Genomic DNA, 21,487 nt, shown 5'->3' with positions numbered 1-21,487 from the left:
TGAAGGAGTGGTTAAAATGGCTCAAACAATGGAAACAAGGTATACACACAGCCCGGAGGACATCCGGCATTATTCGACTGAACAATTGCGGAAAGAATTTTTAGTCGAAAAGGTTTTTGTACCGGGAGATATTGTGCTTACGTATACCCATAGTGATCGGCAAATCTTCGGAGGGGTGCCCCCGATAAATGAGCCTTTAAGCATTCAGCTTTCGAAAGAGCTAGGTGTTGACTATTTTCTCGAGCGAAGGGAACTGGGCGTCATCAACATCGGAGGGCCGGGGAGCATCGCCATTGAAGGCAAGGAAGAGCCGATGAAAAAACAGGACGGCTATTACATAGGGAAAGGGACAAAAGACGTAGTGTTTAAATCGGATGATCCCGAAAACCCGGCAAAATTTTATTGTGTGTCGGTGCCGGCCCATCATAAATATCCGAACGTCAAAATCAGCATTGATCAGATTTCGCCGAGGGAAACGGGTGAAGATGTGTCGATGAATAAACGGAAAATTTACCAATACATCATCCGAATATTTGTGAAAGCTGTCAGCTGCAAATGGGATATACGGTGCTGGAGCCGGGAAACGCCTGGAACACGATGCCGTGCCACACGCATGAACGGAGAATGGAAACATATTTATACTTTGATATGGAACCGGATACAAGGGTATTCCACTTTATGGGAAAACCGGATGAAACAAAGCATCTTGTTTTATCTTCGGAGCAGGCAGTCATCTCCCCAAGCTGGTCAATCCACTGTGGGGTTGCGACAAGCAATTATACCTTTATCTGGGCGATGTGCGGGGAAAACATCACATATGACGATATGGATTTTGTGCCGATGGAAAATCTAAAATAAGATACTCTCATTCCACATCAGAAAGCCTCATATTCATACAATAAATGATAGGGGCTTTCTTTTTTTACAAAACCGGAACACTGCGGTGTTTCCGCTTTTTGGATCTTGTATTTCTTGACTGTCCAATTGAACAGGTTATAATAAAAATATATACAAATAATAAATAATGTTTCTTTATAAGAAATAAAGACTAAAATCCAGGAGGCGAATCAAATGAGTGAATTAATAACTGCCGGGGAGCCCCTGATACTGTTTATTGCAGATGAAAAAGGGCCTTTAAGTAGTGTCAGGCATTATACCCGCTATATGGCCGGGGCAGAAGTGAATGTATCTGTCGGGGTTTCCCGGTTGGGGCATTCGGTATCTTTTTTAACACAGATTGGGGAAGATCCTTTTGGCGTATATGTGAAAAATTTCTTAAATAAAGAAAGCATTGGTACCCAATATGTATTTTCAACCCCGAAATATCCAACGGGTTTTATGTTAAAAGGGTTATCAGACATTGGTGATCCCGAGACGTTTTATTTTAGAAAAGGCAGTGCCGCATCAAAGCTTACGAGAGCGTATGTTGATCAAGTTGATTTTTCAGGAGCAAAGATTCTTCATCTCGGCGGCATTTTGGCGGGTTTGAGCGAAAGTAGTTACGAGGCAACATTGGCGCTGATCGAAAAAGCACGCGAGTACGGTTTAACGATTACATTTGATCCGAATTTACGCCCGGTCATTTGGGATTCTGAAGAGCAAATGATAAAACGGACAAATGAAATCGCTTGCCTTTGCGATGTGGTTATCCCGAATGCAAAAGAAGGAAGAATTTTAACAGGCGAGAATGAGAAAGAAAAAGTAGCAGCTTTCTACTTATCTAAAGGTGTTCATCAGGTCATCATCAATTTAGTAGAGGAAGGATCGTATACAAAGAAAAGAACGGCAGACGGATCATTTTCAGAGACGGCTGCCCCAAAATATGAAGTGAAAAATTTGATTGACCGCGTCGGCGCCGGTGATGGATTTGTATCCGGCATTTTATCCGGTATGCTAGAAAATTTGGATGATCAAGCCACGTTGATGCGAGGCAACGCAATTTGTTCGATCCAAATGCAGAGCCTTGGAGATAACGATGGCCTTCCGACACGTGAAGAACTGGATGCCTTTATGAAATCCGCCGTGTTGGAAGCGGCAAAATAAAGTAGAAAACAGAAAGCTTGGCTCCCTGCCAGGCTTTTTAATTTGGAAAAATCATCCAGAAACTTCTTCTTTCCTCCAAAAATTACAATTTTATTCCGCTTCCCTAGGACTTTTCTATCATTTAGTAGGGATTTTTCTGATATGTTACCATTTTGAAATCATTTTGCAACTTATAAGGGTTTATAATAGTGTTTGTTTAATAGAACAAAAAGGAGAGGTGCATATTGCGAAGATTTGTTTTTTGGGTGGTTGCGGGTTTCGTATTGTTCTCTCTTGGTCATACGAAGACTGCTTCCGCCGCGTCCGGCACAATGTATACTTGGACACCGTCAAAGCTGTATAAATCCTCAACCGGAACCGCTTATTACAAGAAAATAAACAGCGGGACTGCGGTAGCCGCGTATGGAAAATCGAACAGCCGGTATAAAGTAAAAGTTGGCGGAAAAACAGGGTACATTCAAGCATATAACTTAACCGCCGCGTTGACGAAAAAGACTGTCTATTTATCTTCCAAATTGTATACAACTTCCTCCCACACAAAGTATACAAGTGTCATAGCGCTTAATCAGAAAGTTTATGTAAAAGAAAGCGCAAATGGGATGTACCATGTCCATGTCATCGGGACAAATAAAAACGGCTGGATATATAAGAGCCATTTTACAAAACCGTCCGCTACTTCCAACAGCGGAACAACAAGCCAAACGCAGCCATTGTCATCGGAAACGACAAGCACGCAGACAACCACAACTGGTGGAACAACCAGTGAAACTCAGACAGTATCCACGTCCAGCACCTCATCAGCAACGTTAAAAGGATTAGACGTCAGCCACTACCAGTCGCTCACACAGTCGAGTTTTAATAAAATGAAGAGTGAGGGTTACAGCTTTGTCATCATCAAAGCAACCGAAGGCACAACATATACGGATCCTGAATTCTATACATACTATAAGTATGCAAGAAACGCAGGATTATCTGTCCATGCCTACCATATGATCGGCAATTCCACGACGACAGCGTCACAGCATATTGCCGAAGCAAAGCTTTTTTATAATGTGCTGAGCCAAACAAAAGCAAAAACCGGTTATGTATTTACGGGTTATGCGTTTGAAGATGTAGAAGAAACCACTTCAAACGGTATTACTGCAACCTGGTGGAAAAATAGTGCCCCGGTTTGTATCGGTTATTTTTTAAATGAAATGAAAACGCTGGGGCAGACGAAAGTCGGGTTGTACGCCGATTATTATGACTGGACGACTTATTTGGAAAACAATACCGGATTTTGGCCAAGCGATACAAAAATTTGGCTGGCGCGCTATAATGTAACGCTTGGGACGGAGGCGGATGTTTGGCAATATACCAGCACCGGCACAATCGACGTTGACGGATATGTGGATCTGGATATCAGCTATGACAGCGATTTTTAATAAGGGTCCGCAAAAGGACTGCCAAATTAAATAAAAACCCCCGGCCTGCGGTTTAAGACCGGGGGTTTTATCATGCATCCGCAACTTTCCGGATTTTTTTCGAAGATATTTTGCTTTCTTCTGCAGGCAGGACGCTAAAGCAGTAGACGGCGAGCATGAGGGCGGCGCTGGCAAACAGCAAATCATATACGCGGCGGCTTATGTACGGGCCGATGATTTCCTTTGAGACACTAAACGTTAGGTCAGTTTTCGGGACCGGTTTGCCGTTTTGGTAAAATTGGCCATCTTTATACACATCCATCAGTTCAAAGGAGCCGCCTGCCCCGTTCACATAAATCGACAGCCGGGCGTGCGGGTTTCCGGAAAGCTGCCGGATCTCCATCGTATATTGCCTGTTCCCGCCTGGCAATTCCTTTTTCAGAAGAAACGCATCATGGCCGTTTACCGGTTTTTTATGGTTTGTAAATGTCCGTTCAAAAACAAGTTTTTGTTGGCTGCCGGCTCCTTGTGACAAAGAAATCCGGTATTTTGCCTTGCCATGGAAATGGACCGGCGTGAAAGTAATCCGGTCGAATGGCTTATCTGCAGTAAATGTTTGCGCTGCATTGTGGTGCGCATCCACAAGTGCAAAATGTTTGCCTTTCTGTACCAGTTGGTTCACCACATAATCCTGGTATTTTCCCTTTGTTTCTGTCAAAGTTTTCGCATTGAGGCCGGCACACGCAAGCAGCATCATGAGCAGGCAGAAAGCCACCGCCAGCTGTCCGGCCGTTTGCAGCTTCCATCTGTGCGGTTCAGGCAGCAGTTTTTTCGCTTCCAAAAAATGATGCAGTTCTTGCAGGCCGTAGACAGAACCGAAAATCATATACGGTGTGAACAAGAGCGAATAACGAGGCTCCGCTTCCCATAAAATGGCGAAAAACAGGTAACTTCCAAACAGGCAGATTTGCATCAGCAAATGGATGTCGTACCGTTTTTCCCGGAAGAACCGCAAACCTGAAATGGTCAGCAAAAACAGCGCTGCAGCATGGAAAAACTGGATGATAAAGTACATCATCTGTTTTTGGCTTCCGTAAATATAGCGGTAAGCGGCAGAGTAATGGTCCGGATGGTTGTTATAATTTGCATAAGCCTGGTCGCCTTGCGAAAAGGTGCGGGCGGCTTTGACAGCCCAAAGTTTGATTAATCCGGCTGGCCCCCTGTCTTCGATTCTTTTTTGAATGAGGGCCATATCCGCCTGTTTCTTTGTCTGCTGTGTATGGAGGCTTTCGGACAATTTTGTATCAGGGACATTATATTTGCCTTCATGAGAAAGGCCGAGCACAACCCAGTGGGTCATGGGGGCCTTGATGCTCAAGTCTTCCCGGTAGCCGAGCTGCCCGTAATAAGCCTTTGCTGCGAATGTGGCAGGCAAAAACGTGAGCAGAATGGCGGCGCAGCAAAGGAGCACTTTTTTCGGGCGGAGCACATAAAACATATAAATGAGCAGGGCAGGAATGAATAAAACCATATTTTCCCTTAATTGGCATCCAATTGCAAGCGCCAGACCGAGCAAAAGAAGGTAAACCGGCCGCCATGTCCGGCTGTATCGGTACCACAAATACACCACCATGGACGGAAATGCCAGAGCCAGGCTTTCCGTATAAAAATACGGTATGTAAAGAAATAACGGCAGCCATGTAATCGTCATGACAAGCAGTATATTCCCCATTTTATGGTTGGAGACTTTTACCATTAACAGCCAGAGGAAAAAGATTCCAATATCGAGGAATACTGCTGCTGCCAGTTTATCAACGATCAGGAACCAGGCAGGATTGCCGAACGCCACGTAACGATAGAGCAAATAGCGGGCAACCGTAATCGGCAGGTTGTTTGGATACAACTGCAGATAATACTGGTTCCCGGCCAGTGTACCGTGTTTGAGCATATAAAGGGCTTCAAGATAAATATGGCCGCCGTCCACTTCAGGCGGCTGCATCCCGCGGAACAGGATGATGATGGCTGCTTCCAAGACCAAAATGGCCGCAAATAAAATGGCTGCAATCCGCTTCAGCCATTTTTCAGCCAACCGTGAAAAAATTCTGTACAACCCGAGATAAAACAGAACGGCCACCGCAGCAAAAAGAAGCAGGGCCGATGCCTGCCCGATCGAGATATTCAAATTTCCGTCCGGTAATACGAAATGTTTGTAGTAGTTTTTTGCCCAAAGCGGCGGGATACAAAAGCTCACTGCCGTTATGAACGCACAGAATGCAGTGAATATGATGCTAAAAAGGCCAATGGATATTTTTTTCACACTCATTGAGGAAGACCACCTCATTGCTTGATTTTGTCATGGCTTTCCTGCTTTATTTTAGAAACATCGCAGGAAAATAGGTTCTTTTCTATAATGTACCGTGGCCTGTGTTTCGTTTCCTTAAAGATTTTTCCAATATATTCGCCGATCACACCGATGGCGGTCAGCTGCATGCCGCCCAGCAGCCAAATGGAGAGGATGAGGGATGACCAGCCCGTCACTGCATGCCCCAAAAAGTACTGGACAAGCGTATATATGATCATCACACATGCCATGATTACAAAAGTGGCCCCTAAATAAGTTGCCGCGCGGATCGGTGCGACGCTGAAAGAAGTGATCCCTTCCAGGGCAAATTGGACCATTTTCTTTAACGGGTATTTGGATTCTCCGGCAAAGCGCTCCTTACGGTCATAATATACTTTCGCGCTCTTGAACCCGAGCTGTGGAATAATGCCGCGGATAAAAACATTTTCCTCCTGGTATTTGGCGAATTCATCAAGGGCCTTCCTGCTGAGCAAGCGGAAATCAGCATGGTTCGGCACGAGGCGGACACCAAGTTTTTCCATCATTTTATAAAATGCCAGCGCCGTATTTCGTTTGAAAAAAGTATCCGTATCCCGTTTACCGCGCACTCCGTAAACGATATCATATCCTTCATGGAATTTTACCAAGAATTGCTGGATCGCATGGACATCATCCTGCAGGTCGGCATCAATCGTTATCACACAATCGGACTGTTCCTTTGCCGTTTCCATGCCTGCGATGAGCGCCAGCTGGTGGCCGAAGTTGCGGCTTAATTTCAATCCGGTAACTTGTCCGTTTTCCTCTGAAAAGCGGGTGATCAAATCCCACGTGCGGTCGCGGCTCCCGTCATCGACGTACAGCACGCGGCTGCGGCTTGAGATTAAATTGGCCTCCACTGCCTCGTGCAACACTTCCAATAACTGCCTGTTCGTTTCGGGCAGGACTTCTTCTTCGTTATAACATGGAACAACAATGGTTAAAACAGTTTCCGTCATCACAATACCTCCATGACTTTGCTTTCGCAACAATTTCAGTGTACTTTTTCAATTTTAATAAATCATCAATAGACTGTGAGAAATACATTAAAATTCTTTAATGTTTCTTAATCAATTCTCATCGCTGGAGTCCTTGCATGCTTTTATAATAAAATTGAACGAAAAAAATACATCGTATGATAGAAGGTGTGCGAAATTGCCTGAGAGCCAAATCCTGCTTGTTGAAAATGAAGAAAGTGTTGCTTCTTTCATTTACACCGAGCTTTCGTTTGAAGGATATACGGTTGAGGTGGCGTATGACGGGGAAGAAGCGCTCCGAAAATTCAGCGCCGATGAGAACAATTGGGACTTAATTCTTTTGGACTGGATGCTGCCGAAGCTGGACGGCCTGGAAGTTTGCCGAAGGATCCGGAAAAAAAGCCATGTCCCGATAATCATTTTGACGGCGAGGGACCAGATTGGGGATAAGGTTGCAGGCCTTGACGGCGGAGCCGACGATTATATGACGAAACCGTTTGAAATTGAGGAACTGCTTGCCCGGGTACGCGTTGGTTTGCGCCATAAGAAAAATCTTGAAAAACAATCGGACAGGATGGTATTTCACTTTGAGGATTTGACGGTGAACCTTGAAAAACGGAGCGTAGAGCGCGCTGGGAAAATATTTTATCTCACACAAAGGGAATTTGATTTGCTTACCGTTCTTATCAAACACCAGCGGAAAGTGATGACAAGGGAGCAGCTCCTTTCGGAAGTGTGGGGCTATGATTTTATGGGCCAGACGAATATTGTTGATGTGTATATCCGGTATTTGCGCAACAAAATTGACCGCGGCCAAGAACACCCGCTCATTCAGACCGTGCGCGGCGTCGGTTATTCGCTTGACTTGATGAAGGCTGAGGACGAATGAAGCATACGGCGGCATCCAAAAACCGGTTTAATACAATGGTGTTCCGGATGAATGTTTCGTACATCCTGATTTTGCTTGCTACCGTTCTGTTTATCGGAATCATCGTCAGTACCATTGTCAGTTATCAGCTTTATAAAAACACAAAAACCGAGGTGCGGCATATTGAGAATTTGCTGGTTTTAACAGCAAAGAAAAAACATCCGGACTGGGACAGTGCGATTAATAATGTGATTTATGAAAACCATCCGAATGTTTACGTGCATATTGAAACACCGGACGGAAAAACCATTTATTCCGATGGCAGCGAGAGTATCCGGGATAAAGAACACAGCATGGCGCAGGCGAAAGGGTTTTTCCCATTTTTATTGAAGAGCGATACGATGCCGGTTTACTATGATCGTATTTCTTACCGGCATTATACGTTTAAAATTTATGCCAAGATGGCGGCCGTCCATGAGTTTATGGAATCCATGGTCCGGGTGCTTTTTTTCAGCCTGCTTGCCGGTGCTTTGATCGGCTCATTTGTGATCTATAAGCTGTCCCGCCGGCTTAGCAAACCGCTTACCGACCTGACAAGCATGATCAAAAGCCTGACGGCGGAGAACCTCCAGTTCAACGTTGCTGTCCCGAAAGGTCCTGCGGAAGTGAAGGACTTGGCGATCGCGTTTAATCATTTAATGGACCGGCTCAACCAGCAGGTCCAGCGCGAGAAAGACTTTGTTTCGGATGCCTCCCATGAACTGCGGACGCCGCTAGCAGCCATTCATGGGCACGTCAATTTGATCCTGAGACGCGGGAAAGACCATCCGGAAGTGATTGAACGGTCCGCCCGCTTTATTAATGAAGAATCGAAGCGGATGCAGCGGCTGATTGACCAGCTTTTAATGGCGGCAAAACTCGATCAGCCGGCGGCGGCCGGTGAAACGGCAAACCTCTCGATCATTGCGAAAAATATTTCGGAAGATTTCAAGCCGGTCATCCGGCAAAAATTCACTTCCGAAATTGAAGAAGATGTGGTTGCAGCTATTTCAGAAGACCATTTTCATAGCATCATTGTTTCTTTGCTCGACAATGCCGGAAAATATACACCGAAAGACGGGTGGGTCCGCCTCGAGGTGCGCAGGAAGGGGGAGGCGTGCATCGTGTCTGTCCAAAATTCGGGACCGGCCATCCCCGATGAGGAAAAGGAAAAAATCTTTGAACGTTTTTACAGGATCGATAAATCTAGGAACAGCAAAATTGGCGGGACTGGGCTCGGCCTTGCAATCGTGAAACAATTGGTAGAAATCAACGGGGGTGAAATCCGGGTGAGCGACCTTGAACCTTCCGGATGTTCGTTTACGGTGAAACTGAAAGCTGCAGTCCGGCAGGGAAAGGATTAATTCATCCTTTCTTTGTATCTAGTAATCTCTGTTCTTGCCCGGTTTTTCTGACATAGTAGAGGTGCCGGGTTTTTCTTTTGAATATTAAATGCCGGTTACAATAAAGGAGGGCCTATGTCTAAAAATTTTTTTAAAATCATTTCTGTCTTTCTGATTGCCATGATATTCACGCTTGCTTTTGATATGAAAAGTTTTATCCCTGTAGCGAATGCATCAAGCATTACGTTCAAACATGCTTTCAAAGCCATTAACATTCATGCGAAAGCGTCCGGTTCAAGTAAAGTGATCGGCACGCTGCCGAAAAATGCCCCTGTCTTTGTGTCCGGTACTACAGGCAGTTATTACAAGATCGTTTATAAAAACAAGACGGCTTACACGTATAAAAAATGTAGCAAGCGGAAAGCCGAAAGTATGGTACACCGGTTATGCTGCCGACACGGTCTATTTGCATGACATGAATACAGGGAAAACCATGAAGAACACGCTTTATCTGTCGATCAAAGTGTACGCAAAGCAGGGCCATTGGCTGACGATCGGCTATGCAAACGGCTATTACGGCTATGCGCAAACGTATGATACCCACGTCGTCCGCTATGCGAAACGGGGGATTGATTTATCATATTTGCAGTCGTCTGGAACAGGCGGCACTGATTTTACAAAAGTGAAAGCGGCCGGTTTCAGTTTTGCGATTATTAAGGCAAGCGAAGGTGTGGACCTGCCGAAATCAGGGACTGCAGATTATTTTAAGCAAGATGCTTATAACACCTATAATGCGGGCTTAAAAGTGCATGCCTACCATATGTTTGATGCAACCTCTACGGCCACGGCCAAAAAGGAGGCTGACCATTTTGCAGCAAGGGTGGATCCTGTGAAACCCAAGATTTGCTCTGTTTTTGTCGACGTGGAATATGAAAATTTATCAAAAAACAAAGATACGCTGACAAATTTTGTAAAAACGTTTATTACGGAGCTGAATAGAAAAGGCTATAAGAACGTCGGCATCTATACGTATTACAATTTTTACAAAACCCGCCTGAATGGATCGAAACTAACAGGTAATCTGCTGTGGATTGCCCGCTACAATGCGACGCTCGGGATGAAGGCGGATGTGTGGCAGCATAGGGATACAAAATGCACAATTAAAGGCGTCAACGGAAGCTTCAACTTCGATTTAACCTATAACAAAGCGATAGGCGGCTGATGATTTCGGCCGTTGTTTTGTTACTGGATGATTGTATGGTGCAAAAGGCCATACATAAAATTGCAAAACAAATTACATAAGGTATGACCCACGTTTTTACATGGAGAGGTGGGCATGATAGCCTTTGCTGACGGAGCCAGATTCCTTGTGACATCTGGCTTTTAAGGCTCGTAATCATGCCCTTGGAGGCTCCTTGTCAAATCGATTTGATTATGTATTTTTCGTTGCAATTCACTGTATTCAATTTTGCAATTTTATGTACAGCTTTTTTGCAAAATACAATGATGTTGATTTTCGTGAAATCCGTCGAGTTTCTGCGGGAAAAGCCCAGGTGAGGTCAAGTCCATATTATTGTGTAAAAGAGTTGGTCATCATCATATCCTTCGTAAAATTTTTTTGTTAAAAACATTTTAACTCGTATCATGATGATGCCCCCTTTTTACACAATTATTTGGAATCTATTTCCAGATGATTGAAGCGAATTTCACAATATCCATTGCAGAAAAATAAATCGAATGAACTTCTGATGTTTTGCGGCAGTCTATTTAATGTAAAGAAGAATGGGCTTCCGGAAGGAGGAGGGAGACTGCTTGAACAAAATCTTAATTTTGCCTTTGTTGAAAATGCCTTCTGGCCATCACCAAGTCGCAGAGGCTTTAATCAATAAATTGGAAAAGATGGACAGACAGCTTGAAATTAAGAAGATCGACTTGATTTCCTATACGAGCGAAAGACTTGAAAAAATTGTCACAAAGACGTATTTGAAATGGATTTCAAAAGCGCCGCGGACATACCAATGGCTGTACAAACATTTTATCAACGCGGATTCTGATCAGACGGCGCTGTTAAAATTATACCAGCAGCTCTTTATCAAGAAGATGGAAAAACTGGTGGCGGAGGAAAATCCTGATCTTGTCATTTGCACGCACAGTTTTCCGTCGATGCTGCTCAGTAAATTAAAGTCAAAAGGAAAAATCAACATCCCAGTCATCAATGCCTACACCGATTTTTTCGTCAACGGTTTGTGGGGGAAAAAGGAAATTGATGTCCATTTTGTCCCGAACCGGCATGTAAAATCAATGCTGATCCAATGTGGAGTGCCTGCACGGAATATTTACGTGACCGGCATCCCGATCCATGAAGATTTTAAGGAAGAAATGATCCGCCGCCATACTTCAAGAAAAAAAATCTTAATCTCCGGGGGTAGCAGCGGTCTGGGGGATTTAACTCGCCTGTTGAAAGGATTAAAAACATCCGGAGGGGCGGATTATTACGTGCTTTGCGGCAAAAATGAAGCGCTTTTCAACAAATTGCGCGGCTGGGGGCGGAAAAATATCATACCGATTTCGTATATCCAGTCAAGAAAGGAAATGAGCCGGCTGTACGATGAAGCCGACGCGATTATTACGAAGCCTGGAGGTGTCACGATCAGCGAAGTCATCCAAAAAAAGCTCCCGATTTTTATCCATTCCGTGCTTCCCGGCCAGGAAAAAGTGAACCTTGCTTTTTTGAAGGAGCGGGGGCTTGTATTTGAACTTGATTATGAAAAACCGGTCGAGAAGCAAATTATGGAGATTTTGATGGATGAAAAGCAAATGGCCGAATTTTACCGGCAGCTGCGCGCATACGGTAGTGAAATCGAGGTGCGGGACAAGGAATTTATGATGCTGATCAACGGCCTGCTTGGGCGCAAAGCCAACCAAAAACTGAAAACTGCTTTAAAGGACAAACTGTATGTTTCAACATCTTATTGATTTTCTGCAGGGGATAGGCATTTTCGGTGTGTATTTTGTCATGTTTCTCGAAGGGGCTTCCGTTCCGTTTCCGGGCATTTTCATTATCATTTCGTACGGGTATATTTTGAAACTGTCGATGACCGAAACCGCTTTTCAGGCGGGCATCATGGCGGTCATATATACTGCGGCAAGTTTTATCCCGTATTTTCTCGCCCTCAAGCTCCATGGCCGCATACCGCCAAAGCTCCAAAAAGGCATCCATATGGGCCGGCAAATGTTCAACCGGTTCGGCGCCTGGAGCATTGCGATTACAAGGCCGTTTGGCATCGGCAATTATATTTCGTATGTGGCCGGGTTCAGCAATGTGCCGAAATTAAAATACGGCATTCTCACCTTTATCGGTATTTATCCTTGGGCGTTTGCCGTCTTGTTTCTTGGTAAATCATATGAACTGTTTTTGAAAAAGATCGGCAACATGTTTCAAACTGACCCAAAGCTTATGACGGCTACCGGGTTGGGGATTTTACTGCTCATCTGTTTGGCGGTTATCGGCAGGTTTCTGGTCGGAAAAGTTAAAATGGGGCGCAAGGCAAACCATTAAACAAAAAAGGGAGGAATCCGGCAGCATACCCGATGATATAAAGAGAGAAATAAGCCATAATAAATAAGAAATAAACCGGGGATGTGCGCCAGTCTGCAATGTTCTTTCCGCTTTGCACATGCCTGGGATCGCGGCAAAAAACCTCGTTGTTTTTATAGGGAGTTGAACATGGTGGAGCAGGATTTGACAAGGTTAATCCAGCAGGCCAAAAGCGGGGATATAGATGCGTTTGCCGCACTTGTCACCCGGTTTAAAGGGGAAGTGTTCCGGCATGCATATGCAATGGTCAACGATAGGATGGAAGCGGAAGATATTGCCCAGGAAGCTTTTGTAAAAGCCTATTACTCTTTAGATAAGCTTGAGCATGCCTATGCATTTGCATCCTGGATGGCGAGGATCGTATCGAATTTGTGTTACGACAGGCTGAAAAAACTGAAGAAAAAGGCGGCGCTCCAAACGGAAATGGACGAAGAAACGCTGTCCAGGCCTGCTTCCAATATCGAACGCGCCAATCTAAGGTTTGATATCCGGGATGCGATGGAAAAATTATCGCCGGAACACCGGACGGCCCTGGTTCTTCGCGATATAGAAGGCTATTCGTATGATGAGATTGCAAAAATCATGAGGATTCCCCTCGGCACGGTAAAATCGCGTATCAACACCGCGAGAAAAGCCTTAAAAAACGAACTTTCAAGAGGGTGATGAAATGGAAGAACATGTCCAGGATCTGCTGTCGGCTTTCATGGATGACGAATTAAATAACGAAGAACGCAAAATGGTGGAATCCCATCTTTCCGTTTGCCCGCTCTGCAGGCAGGAACTCGAAGAACTGCAGGCGGTACAGGCGAAAATCAAGCAGTTTTACGATTCGGTTGAACTGCCTGGCTTTCAATTTGAAAAAGCGGTCATGTCAAAAATTTACGCAGAGGAAAATTTGGTGATGAATTACCGCGTATTTATCTGGTTCTTTGCCGTTTGCATCCTTGTTGCAGGGTTTGCGATGTATCCTGTTTTAAGAAAGCCGTTTTATGTCGGCATGGACATTGCATCCGGGCTGGCCAATATCGTTTCAAGCGGTTTCCATATTGCATTGTCGATTCTTTCCGCCCTTCCAAATCTGTCTGCGGCCATTATGATTGCCACTTCCGTAATTTTGGCCGTTTGTTTATGGCTGGTCATAAGCCTTTTGAAAATGAAGCCGGTGAAGGAGTAGGGGAAGGAGAAGATTATGAAAGCCCAAAAAATACTGATCAGCTTTTTGGCTTTGCTTTTGCTTTTTCTATACATGGGGGCGACGGTCCACCCTGTACTTGCAAAAGAGAAAAGAATTATTATCCATGATCGGCAGACGGTGGTCCCGGAAAACGAGAAAGTGGAAAATGTAATTGTGCTCGGGGATGACGCAACTGTCAGCGGATATGTAAGGACGGCGGTAATTGTCATTAACGGCAATTTGGACATCAAAAAATCGGCCGATATCCACGGCTCTGTGTTTGTACTCGGGGGGAACATCAGGCAGGAACCGGGTGCAAAAGTAACGGAGCACGTTATTTCCGTAAATATGAATAACAAAACACTTGACAGCATGATTTTCGCCGGAATGATCCTTCTTGCCCTGTGGTTTTTCAGGCTTGCCGCCAGCCTGGTTTTCATTATTTTAACGGTACTGTTTGGCGTCTTTACACGAAAGAAAATCTTCAGCGGGATGGACCCGCTTTACATGCGGCCCGGGAGATTGATCATTACCGGATTTTTGATGATGTTGGCGCTCACCGCGCTCAGCCTGCTTTTGACAATTACGGTCATCGGAATCCCGCTTGTCGTGCTGATCTTGCTGGCTATTTTTGTTTCATTTATCGCCGGTATGGCGTTTCTCAGCCGGGAAGTTGGCAGCGAATTTTCCGTTTTAAAAGGGCGGTCGGAATGGCTTGTTCTCTTAACGGGAGCCACGATCCTGATCGCGCTGTGCAGCATTCCATTAATCGGTGAGGTCATTTTTCTACTCCTGTCCTGGTACTCACTTGGATTAACGGTGACATGGCTTTATCAGAAATGGAAAAACAGAAAAAACATACGGGCGTAAATAGGCGGACGCGAAAATTTATCCGTGGGCAAAATATTGTAATGAACTTTTTATTTCAGCAGGAAGTCTATTTTATTGTATCAAAAGTCCGGGCCCCGGGGCTTGCGGATTTTGAAGCCAAACCGCACATTCATAGATGCGCAGCCGGCTTTTTGATTGAATAGACGGAAAAGTAGAGGGGAAAGAGAATGGCCAACAAGAAAAAAGATAAAGTATTAATTTTGACAGGCGCTTTCGGGGAAGGGCATTTGCAGGCAGCCCGTGCAATTGAGCAGGCGATGAAAATCCGTTCCCCGGAAGCCGACCCGGTTGTCATTGATTTTATGGAATGGGTGCATCCCGCTCTGTATCCGGTCAGCCACTATGTATATATGAAAGGCATTAAAAAGTTTCCGAATCTCTATGGCTATATGTACTACAAAACCTATCAATTTAACACATTTTCGAAAACATTAAATGCCTTTTTTTCATTGGGAATGAAAAAAACGTTACGTATGCTGAAAATGGTACGTCCTACTGTCATTGTCAGCACGTACCCGTTTGCGTCAAGCATGATTTCCAAATTAAAGGAATACGGGCTGACCGACATTCCGCTTGTGACGGTCATTACCGACCACACACACCACAGCTCATGGCTGCATCCGTATACAGACCATTATTTAGTCGGCTCTTACAAGGTACGCCAGCAGTTGATCCGGCTTGGCATTCCGGGACGGAAAATCTCGTATACCGGGATTCCGATCAAACCGAGCTTCTTAAAACCTGTAAATAAAAATGCTTTGTGTGAAAAATACCATCTTGATCCGGATTTGCCGACCGTGCTTGTGATGGGCGGCGGCGAAGGATTATTCGGAAATGGGCTATTCACGGCCGAAAAATTGGACGCCGTGCCTTTCCGCATGCAGCTGCTGATTGTCTGCGGGCATAATGAAAAGCTCCGCGTCCGGCTGATGAACGATTTGGAAGGGACAAGGCATGCTGTGTACGTACACGGCTATATTGATTATGTGCGTGATTTAATGGCCGTTTCGGATGTGATGATTACAAAACCGGGCGGGGTGACAACGGCGGAAGCATTGGCAATGGAACTTCCGATGATTTTGTATAAGGCGCTGCCAGGCCAGGAAGAAGATAATGCAGCGTTTTTAACCCAGGCGGGCGCAGCGGTGGAGGCTGCGGACGGGCACGATTTAATTCGCCGCTTAATCAGCTTGATCCAAAACAAGGAACAGCTTGAAAAAATGAAAAGAAATACGCTGAATATCCAAAACAGGGAAGCGGCTTTCAGGGCGCTTTCCGTCATCTATCAATCTAAAGTTTCACGGCTTTTGAATGCTCCGGACCCGCAAATGCCGTTTGTGGCGGAAGGAAAATATGCGCGTATGCGGAAAAAAGCATTGCTGATGAATCCGCCGCATTAACGTTTCATACGGGGAACAGCTTTTGAAAGGGGTGATTTCATTGTTGGTCCATGTGATGATGTTCTTGTTTGCACTGCTTTTCATTTACGCTATTATTCCATATATTTTATCCACATGGTTCAGCACCGGGGTGTACCGCAAAGGGAAGAAAAACGGGGAGATTGCTTTGACTTTTGATGACGGCCCGGATCCTAACTATACGCCGGAACTGCTTGATCTATTAAGGCGTGAAGGCGTCAAGGCCACTTTCTTTCTTGTCGGGGAAAGGGCGGAACGGTATCCGGAACTGGTTTTGCGCATACATCGTGAAGGGCATTGTATCGGCATCCACAATTATGTGCACCATTGCAACTGGCTGATGGCGCCGTGGAAAAATGCGCGCGCGCTTGAACATTCGGCGCGGATCATTGAAAAGATCACCGGCGAAAAACCGGCTTATTACCGCCCGCCATGGGGGATGATCCAGCTGTTTGATTTTTTCCTGCACAGGCAGTTTAAAATGGTGCTCTGGTCGAGGATGTTCAGGGACTGGCGCAAAAAAGGCGGATCGGAAAAAATTTCGCAGGGGCTCCCCACCCGTGTAAAAAGCGGAGATGTAATTTTGCTGCATGATTGCGGCGTAACCTGGGGCGCGGATGAAGATGCCCCGCATTATACCATTAAAGGGCTGCGGCATGCGATTCCGCAATTGAAAAAACGCGGCTTCCGGTTTGTCCGCATTGACGAGATGTTTAACACCGAACCGTCATCTGCCAAAATGGGCCGTATTAGAAAGGATAGAGAATTGATTCATGAATGAGAATGCCGAATTGTTTTTTATGATCCACAATTTATCCGGGCATGACCGTTTAATAGACCAATTGATGATATTTTTTACACAGGATGCTCTTCCGCTTTTTGCCGCCGTTTTATTGTTGGTATGGCTTTTAGGTAATAACAAGATGAAAAAAATGGTGCTTTATGCGGGGATAACAGGTATCGCCGCTTTGATGATCAATTATTTCATCACGCTCGTTTACTATGAACCTCGGCCATTTGTTACTTATCATATCCGGATCCTGATTCCGCATGCAGCAGACGATTCGTTCCCGAGCGACCATGCATCGGGCACCTTTGCGATCGCTTTTGCTTTATGGATGCGGAACCGGAAACTAGGCTCGGTCATGATTGTCTGTGCCATTTTAACCGGCATTTCCCGGGTATGGGTCGGCCACCATTATCCGCTGGACGTCGCGGCAAGTATTGTTGTTGCATTGGTAGCGGCATATGGCATCCATAAATTGGAGCATTTCTTTAATCCGGCTTTTGAAAAATTGATCCAGTTGTATCATGAAGTGCTCGCGAAATTTACAAAAAAAGTATATAAATGAAAAAGCCCCGCATTGCGGGGCTTTTTCATTACAGATGTACGTGGGCTGTCCGGCTGAACAGGCATGCCCGTTTGTTTGCTAAGTCATTATTTTCCTGCCACAGCGGCTTCGACTTCGCTCATAGCGATGCCGATTGCTTTCGCCACGCCCTCGCCGTATGCAGGATCCGCTTTGTAGCAGTTTGTAATATGGCGGAGTTGGACTTCTTTTGTCGTTCCCTGCATGCTCCGGGCCGTGTTTTCGAACAATCTTTGCTGTTCATCCGGCGTCATGAGCCTGAAAAGTTTTCCCGGCTGTTCATAATAAAGGTCATCATCTTCCCGGAAATTATGGTGGTCAGCCGTACCGAAAATATCCAGTGCCGGTTCCTGATGTTCTTTGCTGTCTTCCCATTCGCCGTAGCTGTTTGGGCTGTAAGAAATAGAGCCTCCTTCAGCCGGGTTGAAAATTCTCATCGCGCCGTCACGGTGGTATGGATGGAAGTTTTTCGCGTTTTTCGGATAGTTGACTGGAATTTGCCAATGGTTCACGCCTAAACGGTAACGCTGCGTATCGCCATAGGAGAAGAGGCGGCCCTGCAGCATTTTATCCGGCGAGAACCCGATTCCCGGAACAATATTGGTCGGGGCAAATGCGGCCTGTTCCACTTCCGCAAAGTAGTTATCAGGATTGCGGTTCAGTTCAACAACACCGACTTCAATCAGCGGAAAATCTTTATGGTACCAGACTTTTGTTAAATCAAACGGATTGTATGGGAGATGCCTCGCTTGCTCTTCCGTCATCACCTGGATGTACATCGTCCATCTTGGATAATCCCCGCGCTCGATGGCTTCAAACAAATCCCTTTGGTGGCTGTCGCGGTCTCGTCCGATCAGTTCCTGCGCTTCCTTGTCTGTTAGGTTTTTAATCCCCTGCTGTGTTTTAAAGTGGAATTTCACCCAGACGCGTTCATTATTTGCATTGAACATGCTGTACGTGTGGCTGCCGAACATATGCATATGCCGGTAACTGGCCGGTATACCGCGGTCGCTCATCGTAATCGTGACCTGATGGAGCGCTTCAGGAAGCAGCGTCCAAAAATCCCAATTTGCCTGCGCACTGTGCATGTTTGTGCGCGGGTCGCGTTTGACGACATGGTTCAAATCAGGAAAACGCTTCGGATCCCTCAAGAAGAAGACCGGCGTGTTGTTGCCGACAAGGTCCCAGTTGCCTTCTTCCGTGTAAAATTTCATTGCGGTCCCGCGGATATCGCGTTCGGCATCCGCCGCGCCGCGTTCACCGGCAACAGTGGAAAAGCGGATGAACATATCAGTTTTCTTGCCGACTTCAGAAAAAAGCTTTGCTTTCGTATATTTTGTAATATCGTTCGTCACTGTAAATGTTCCGTAAGCGCCGGAACCTTTTGCGTGCATCCGCCGTTCCGGAATGACTTCGCGGTCGAAGTGGGCCAGTTTTTCAACGAACCAGTAGTCCTCCATCAATAACGGGCCTCTTTTGCCTGCCGTTTTGGAATCTGTATCGTTCGGAACCGGTGCACCAAACGCGGTAGTCATTTTCTTATTTCTGTCTTTTTGGTTGCTCATCAATCTTCCACCCTCTTTAGAATAATGATATCTATATAATAACATATTTATTTTAAAAATCAATTCTTATTTAAAATAATTTTAAATAAGGATTTGAAGCCACGATATTATCAATAAAAACGAGAAAAAATGAATATAAATTTTTCATTTAGATGGATACGGCAATTGAGAACAAGCAACCACTGTCTTTAACAAGATATAGTAGAAGAAGGTGAAGATATGGAGAAACGAATGTTTGCCCTGTTAGGCATCGGATGTATGCTCATTGCTTTTCTTCCGGGATACGGGACAAAAGAAAAATCGTATCCGGAAGAAAAAACGGAGTACCGGAACGTGGAAAAATTGAAAACCGGTGACTCATCCGGCCCGGGAGAGCAAGAGGAGAAGAAAATCTTGGATGTGCCGCTCATCTGGCAAAATCCCGAGTTGAAATACGGCTGTGAAGTGACGAGCCTGGCGATGGTTCTCCGGTATGCCGGCATAAAGGCCGATAAAACAGCGCTTGCCAAACAAATCAAGAAAGATTCGGATCCGCTCAAAAAGACAAAAAGCGGGGACATTGTCAGCTGGGGTGATCCGGAAGATGGCTTTGTCGGGGATGTTTCCGGGAAAAAACCGGGCTATGCGGTATATGATCGTGAAATTGCGGCGCTACTTGACCGCTATATGCCGCACAGGGCGTATAATTTAACCGGCGCGCCGTTCGAAAAAGTGCTGCAGCAGGTGGAAGACGGGCGCCCTGTTGTCGTTTGGACAACCGGGGATTACCGGCTGCCGGACAGATGGGAAAAGTGGCAGCATAAGGATGAGGTGGTCAAAACGCCGCTTGATTTGCATGCGGTCGTGCTCGTCGGCTATGACGCCGGCCATGTCTATATAATAAATGACCCGCTTTCCGGGAAAAAACCGCATAAAGTGGATAAAAAGCAATTTACCGCTTCATGGAATGCATTGGGAAAAAGGGCGGTCACCTATCTGCCGTGAAAAATTTCACATTTTCGATTGATTTAGTGGCAATGTCAAGAATATTTTGATATAACTAAGTTAAAACACCGGATAGAGGATGGATTAATATGCCAAATGAGAAGTTGAAACTGCAGAACGATGCATCATTCCATATTCCGGAAAGCGGATGTTTATATATACAAAAAACTCCTGCTGTGATTGAGTACTTTATGCAAAATTTCCGCATAGAAGAAGTACATTCCGATCATTTGGTTATCCCGTATTCGACAAAAGCGGCTTTATTTGACATGCTAAATGATATACCTGAAACGGCCGAACTATTCACCAATGTCCAGCCATACGGACGGAGCGGCATGCCACTAAGCTTGCCGCTGCCCTATTTGAAAGAACGGATTAAACATGAATTGCTTGTGAAAGTGATCATTTCCGGAAGCCTTACAAGTTATTTCCAGCCTATTATCCGGATGAAAGACAACAAAATTTACGGTTATGAATCGCTGCTCCGCACCAACTTTCCGAAACGGAATATCCCGCCCGGCCTTTTATTTGACGTGGCCCACAAAACGGGGCTGCATTCCCTTTTGGATCTGCGCGCAAGGGAAGCGGCGCTCGAAGCCCGGGCCGGGAAACTGCCCGGCGGCGTGAAAAGCTTTATTAATTTTTTGCCAGCATCGATTTACGATTATAAGGTTTGTTTACGCCAAACGTTCACTATGATCGAACAGCACGACATTTCCCCGCAGGATCTTGTTTTTGAAGTCGTGGAGACTGAAAAAATTTCCAATGTCCATTTTTTGAAAAGCATCCTCGACGTGTACCGGGAACTCGAGGTGGAGGTGGCGCTCGATGATCTTGGTTCGGGTTATGCCACGCTGGAAACTTTAAAAATCTTAAATCCAAACTATGTCAAAATTGACCGCTTCTTCATCTCACATTGTGATCAAAATAAAGTAAAGCAGCGGTTCCTGCAGGAAGTCATGAATATTGCGAATGCAACCGGCATTTTTGTACTTGCGGAAGGCATCGAACGGAAAGAAGAGCTCGAATACTGCAAATCTATCGGCATGCACTATGCGCAAGGCTATTTTATCGGTAAACCGTCCCCGGAACCGGAATTGGCACTGGCTGCGAAAATGTAAAAGGCTTTCATGTATGATGACCGCTTTTCTTGAAATCAATATTGCCCTGCGTAAAAAAGGGGTGCCTCAGGTTAGTGAATGGCTTGTGGGGCAGTTCCTTTTTCGTTGGGGCATGATAAAAATCCAACAAGTGGGTTTCGGCAGCAAGACGGTCGCAATTTGTTTTGCGAAATTGGCGGAAGATATAGGAAAATCGGCGGACATTCCGGAAAAATCAGCGGAAGTGCCGAAAATATCGGCGGAAAGGTACGAAGAATCAGCGAAGCGAATGAATGGGTGACGCTTTTTCCTTCACAAAGCCGGTGAAGGAATATCA

Annotated in this window: 20 protein-coding genes and 1 pseudogene; 18 read left to right on the top strand and 3 right to left on the bottom strand. The window is 45.4% G+C overall.

What is annotated here, in order from left to right; genetic code table 11:
- The first annotated feature begins 28 nt into the window (after nt 1-28).
- The 3 genes and pseudogenes from kduI to GBH70_RS06410 all read left to right on the top strand — a co-directional run bounded on the left by kduI (nt 29) and on the right by GBH70_RS06410 (nt 3,467).
- Nucleotides 29-858: pseudogene (gene kduI, locus GBH70_RS06420) on the top strand (5-dehydro-4-deoxy-D-glucuronate isomerase).
- A gap of 213 nt (nt 859-1,071) precedes the next feature.
- Complete coding sequence (locus GBH70_RS06415; RefSeq protein ID WP_151680264.1) at nt 1,072-2,043, top strand: sugar kinase; 972 nt, start codon at nt 1,072-1,074, stop codon at nt 2,041-2,043.
- A 224-nt stretch (nt 2,044-2,267) separates the two neighbouring features.
- The gene (locus tag GBH70_RS06410; protein WP_151680263.1) at nt 2,268-3,467 is read left to right on the top strand and encodes a glycoside hydrolase family 25 protein; all 1,200 of its coding nucleotides are present in this window, start codon (nt 2,268-2,270) and stop codon (nt 3,465-3,467) included.
- Between the two features lie 70 nt (nt 3,468-3,537).
- Here the strand turns inward: GBH70_RS06410 and GBH70_RS06405 are convergent, their stop codons facing one another.
- On the bottom strand, nt 3,538-5,769 hold the full coding sequence (locus tag GBH70_RS06405; RefSeq protein WP_151680262.1) for a glycosyltransferase-like membrane protein: 2,232 nt from the start codon (nt 5,767-5,769) through the stop codon (nt 3,538-3,540).
- Nucleotides 5,770-5,783: 14 nt separating this feature from the next.
- Entirely contained in the window at nt 5,784-6,782 is a 999-nt protein-coding gene (locus tag GBH70_RS06400; protein WP_151680261.1) for a glycosyltransferase family 2 protein, read from the bottom strand.
- A 196-nt stretch (nt 6,783-6,978) separates the two neighbouring features.
- Here GBH70_RS06400 and GBH70_RS06395 point away from each other — a divergent pair, with 196 nt between their 5' ends.
- From GBH70_RS06395 to GBH70_RS06345, 12 genes are all read left to right on the top strand, one after another.
- Nucleotides 6,979-7,689, top strand: a complete 711-nt coding sequence (locus GBH70_RS06395; RefSeq protein ID WP_151680260.1) for a response regulator transcription factor — start codon at nt 6,979-6,981, stop codon at nt 7,687-7,689.
- A complete protein-coding gene (locus tag GBH70_RS06390) occupies nt 7,686-9,071 on the top strand; it encodes a sensor histidine kinase (RefSeq protein WP_151680259.1) in 1,386 nt (461 codons plus the stop codon). Before GBH70_RS06395 ends, GBH70_RS06390 begins: the two co-directional genes overlap by 4 nt.
- Before the next feature lie 114 nt (nt 9,072-9,185).
- A complete protein-coding gene (locus GBH70_RS17125) occupies nt 9,186-9,524 on the top strand; it encodes an SH3 domain-containing protein (RefSeq protein WP_253693561.1) in 339 nt (112 codons plus the stop codon).
- Nucleotides 9,525-9,543: 19 nt separating this feature from the next.
- On the top strand, nt 9,544-10,272 hold the full coding sequence (locus tag GBH70_RS06385) for a glycoside hydrolase family 25 protein (protein WP_253693557.1): 729 nt from the start codon (nt 9,544-9,546) through the stop codon (nt 10,270-10,272).
- A 590-nt stretch (nt 10,273-10,862) separates the two neighbouring features.
- Complete coding sequence (locus GBH70_RS06380; protein ID WP_151680258.1) at nt 10,863-12,026, top strand: MGDG synthase family glycosyltransferase; 1,164 nt, start codon at nt 10,863-10,865, stop codon at nt 12,024-12,026.
- Entirely contained in the window at nt 12,007-12,609 is a 603-nt protein-coding gene (locus GBH70_RS06375; RefSeq protein WP_151680257.1) for a DedA family protein, read from the top strand. Before GBH70_RS06380 ends, GBH70_RS06375 begins: the two co-directional genes overlap by 20 nt.
- 168 nt (nt 12,610-12,777) lie before the next feature.
- Nucleotides 12,778-13,311 (top strand): RNA polymerase sigma factor, encoded by a 534-nt coding sequence (locus GBH70_RS06370; protein ID WP_151680256.1) that lies wholly within the window; start codon nt 12,778-12,780, stop codon nt 13,309-13,311.
- A gap of 4 nt (nt 13,312-13,315) precedes the next feature.
- Nucleotides 13,316-13,822, top strand: a complete 507-nt coding sequence (locus GBH70_RS06365; protein ID WP_151680255.1) for an anti-sigma factor family protein — start codon at nt 13,316-13,318, stop codon at nt 13,820-13,822.
- 15 nt (nt 13,823-13,837) lie between these two features.
- Nucleotides 13,838-14,692 carry a hypothetical protein gene (locus GBH70_RS06360; protein WP_151680254.1) on the top strand — a complete coding sequence of 285 codons (855 nt, stop codon included), beginning with the start codon at nt 13,838-13,840 and terminating at the stop codon, nt 14,690-14,692.
- Between the two features lie 188 nt (nt 14,693-14,880).
- On the top strand, nt 14,881-16,113 hold the full coding sequence (locus GBH70_RS06355; protein WP_151680253.1) for an MGDG synthase family glycosyltransferase: 1,233 nt from the start codon (nt 14,881-14,883) through the stop codon (nt 16,111-16,113).
- Between the two features lie 55 nt (nt 16,114-16,168).
- Nucleotides 16,169-16,912: a polysaccharide deacetylase family protein gene (locus GBH70_RS06350; protein WP_151680270.1), complete on the top strand. Its 744-nt coding sequence runs from the start codon at nt 16,169-16,171 to the stop codon at nt 16,910-16,912.
- Nucleotides 16,905-17,483: an undecaprenyl-diphosphatase gene (locus GBH70_RS06345; protein ID WP_151680252.1), complete on the top strand. Its 579-nt coding sequence runs from the start codon at nt 16,905-16,907 to the stop codon at nt 17,481-17,483. The genes GBH70_RS06350 and GBH70_RS06345 overlap by 8 nt, the downstream gene beginning before the upstream one ends.
- Before the next feature lie 86 nt (nt 17,484-17,569).
- Here GBH70_RS06345 and GBH70_RS06340 read toward each other — a convergent pair whose 3' ends face one another.
- Nucleotides 17,570-19,066, bottom strand: coding sequence for a catalase (locus tag GBH70_RS06340; RefSeq protein WP_151680251.1), 1,497 nt, complete (start codon nt 19,064-19,066; stop codon nt 17,570-17,572).
- A 219-nt stretch (nt 19,067-19,285) separates the two neighbouring features.
- On the opposite strand from GBH70_RS06340, the gene GBH70_RS06335 reads away from it, so the two are divergent.
- From GBH70_RS06335 to GBH70_RS06325, 3 genes are all read left to right on the top strand, one after another.
- Nucleotides 19,286-20,050 (top strand): C39 family peptidase, encoded by a 765-nt coding sequence (locus tag GBH70_RS06335; RefSeq protein ID WP_151680250.1) that lies wholly within the window; start codon nt 19,286-19,288, stop codon nt 20,048-20,050.
- Nucleotides 20,051-20,139: 89 nt separating this feature from the next.
- Nucleotides 20,140-21,171, top strand: a complete 1,032-nt coding sequence (locus tag GBH70_RS06330; protein ID WP_151680249.1) for an EAL domain-containing protein — start codon at nt 20,140-20,142, stop codon at nt 21,169-21,171.
- Between the two features lie 13 nt (nt 21,172-21,184).
- A complete protein-coding gene (locus tag GBH70_RS06325) occupies nt 21,185-21,451 on the top strand; it encodes a hypothetical protein (protein ID WP_151680248.1) in 267 nt (88 codons plus the stop codon).
- Nucleotides 21,452-21,487: the final 36 nt, after the last annotated feature.

The sequence above is a fragment of the Weizmannia acidilactici genome (assembly GCF_008974225.1).
In the GTDB taxonomy this organism is placed as follows: domain Bacteria; phylum Bacillota; class Bacilli; order Bacillales; family Bacillaceae_C; genus Weizmannia; species Weizmannia acidilactici.
The sequence above is the reverse complement of the archived record's forward strand: the minus strand, read 5'-3'. Positions and strand labels throughout refer to the sequence as shown.

What these genes read in the sequence shown, in the direction of transcription:
- GBH70_RS06415 (WP_151680264.1), top strand. Translation starts at nt 1,072, where the DNA reads ATGAGTGAATTAATAACTGCCGGGGAGCCCCTGATACTGTTTATTGCA.
- GBH70_RS06405 (WP_151680262.1), bottom strand. Translation starts at nt 5,769, where the DNA reads ATGAGTGTGAAAAAAATATCCATTGGCCTTTTTAGCATCATATTCACT.
- GBH70_RS06400 (WP_151680261.1), bottom strand. Translation starts at nt 6,782, where the DNA reads ATGACGGAAACTGTTTTAACCATTGTTGTTCCATGTTATAACGAAGAA.
- GBH70_RS06390 (WP_151680259.1), top strand. Translation starts at nt 7,686, where the DNA reads ATGAAGCATACGGCGGCATCCAAAAACCGGTTTAATACAATGGTGTTC.
- GBH70_RS17125 (WP_253693561.1), top strand. Translation starts at nt 9,186, where the DNA reads ATGTCTAAAAATTTTTTTAAAATCATTTCTGTCTTTCTGATTGCCATG.
- GBH70_RS06385 (WP_253693557.1), top strand. Translation starts at nt 9,544, where the DNA reads ATGAAGAACACGCTTTATCTGTCGATCAAAGTGTACGCAAAGCAGGGC.
- GBH70_RS06375 (WP_151680257.1), top strand. Translation starts at nt 12,007, where the DNA reads ATGTTTCAACATCTTATTGATTTTCTGCAGGGGATAGGCATTTTCGGT.
- GBH70_RS06370 (WP_151680256.1), top strand. Translation starts at nt 12,778, where the DNA reads ATGGTGGAGCAGGATTTGACAAGGTTAATCCAGCAGGCCAAAAGCGGG.
- GBH70_RS06365 (WP_151680255.1), top strand. Translation starts at nt 13,316, where the DNA reads ATGGAAGAACATGTCCAGGATCTGCTGTCGGCTTTCATGGATGACGAA.
- GBH70_RS06360 (WP_151680254.1), top strand. Translation starts at nt 13,838, where the DNA reads ATGAAAGCCCAAAAAATACTGATCAGCTTTTTGGCTTTGCTTTTGCTT.
- GBH70_RS06355 (WP_151680253.1), top strand. Translation starts at nt 14,881, where the DNA reads ATGGCCAACAAGAAAAAAGATAAAGTATTAATTTTGACAGGCGCTTTC.
- GBH70_RS06350 (WP_151680270.1), top strand. Translation starts at nt 16,169, where the DNA reads ATGATGTTCTTGTTTGCACTGCTTTTCATTTACGCTATTATTCCATAT.
- GBH70_RS06345 (WP_151680252.1), top strand. Translation starts at nt 16,905, where the DNA reads ATGAATGAGAATGCCGAATTGTTTTTTATGATCCACAATTTATCCGGG.
- GBH70_RS06340 (WP_151680251.1), bottom strand. Translation starts at nt 19,066, where the DNA reads ATGAGCAACCAAAAAGACAGAAATAAGAAAATGACTACCGCGTTTGGT.
- GBH70_RS06335 (WP_151680250.1), top strand. Translation starts at nt 19,286, where the DNA reads ATGGAGAAACGAATGTTTGCCCTGTTAGGCATCGGATGTATGCTCATT.
- GBH70_RS06330 (WP_151680249.1), top strand. Translation starts at nt 20,140, where the DNA reads ATGCCAAATGAGAAGTTGAAACTGCAGAACGATGCATCATTCCATATT.
- GBH70_RS06325 (WP_151680248.1), top strand. Translation starts at nt 21,185, where the DNA reads ATGATGACCGCTTTTCTTGAAATCAATATTGCCCTGCGTAAAAAAGGG.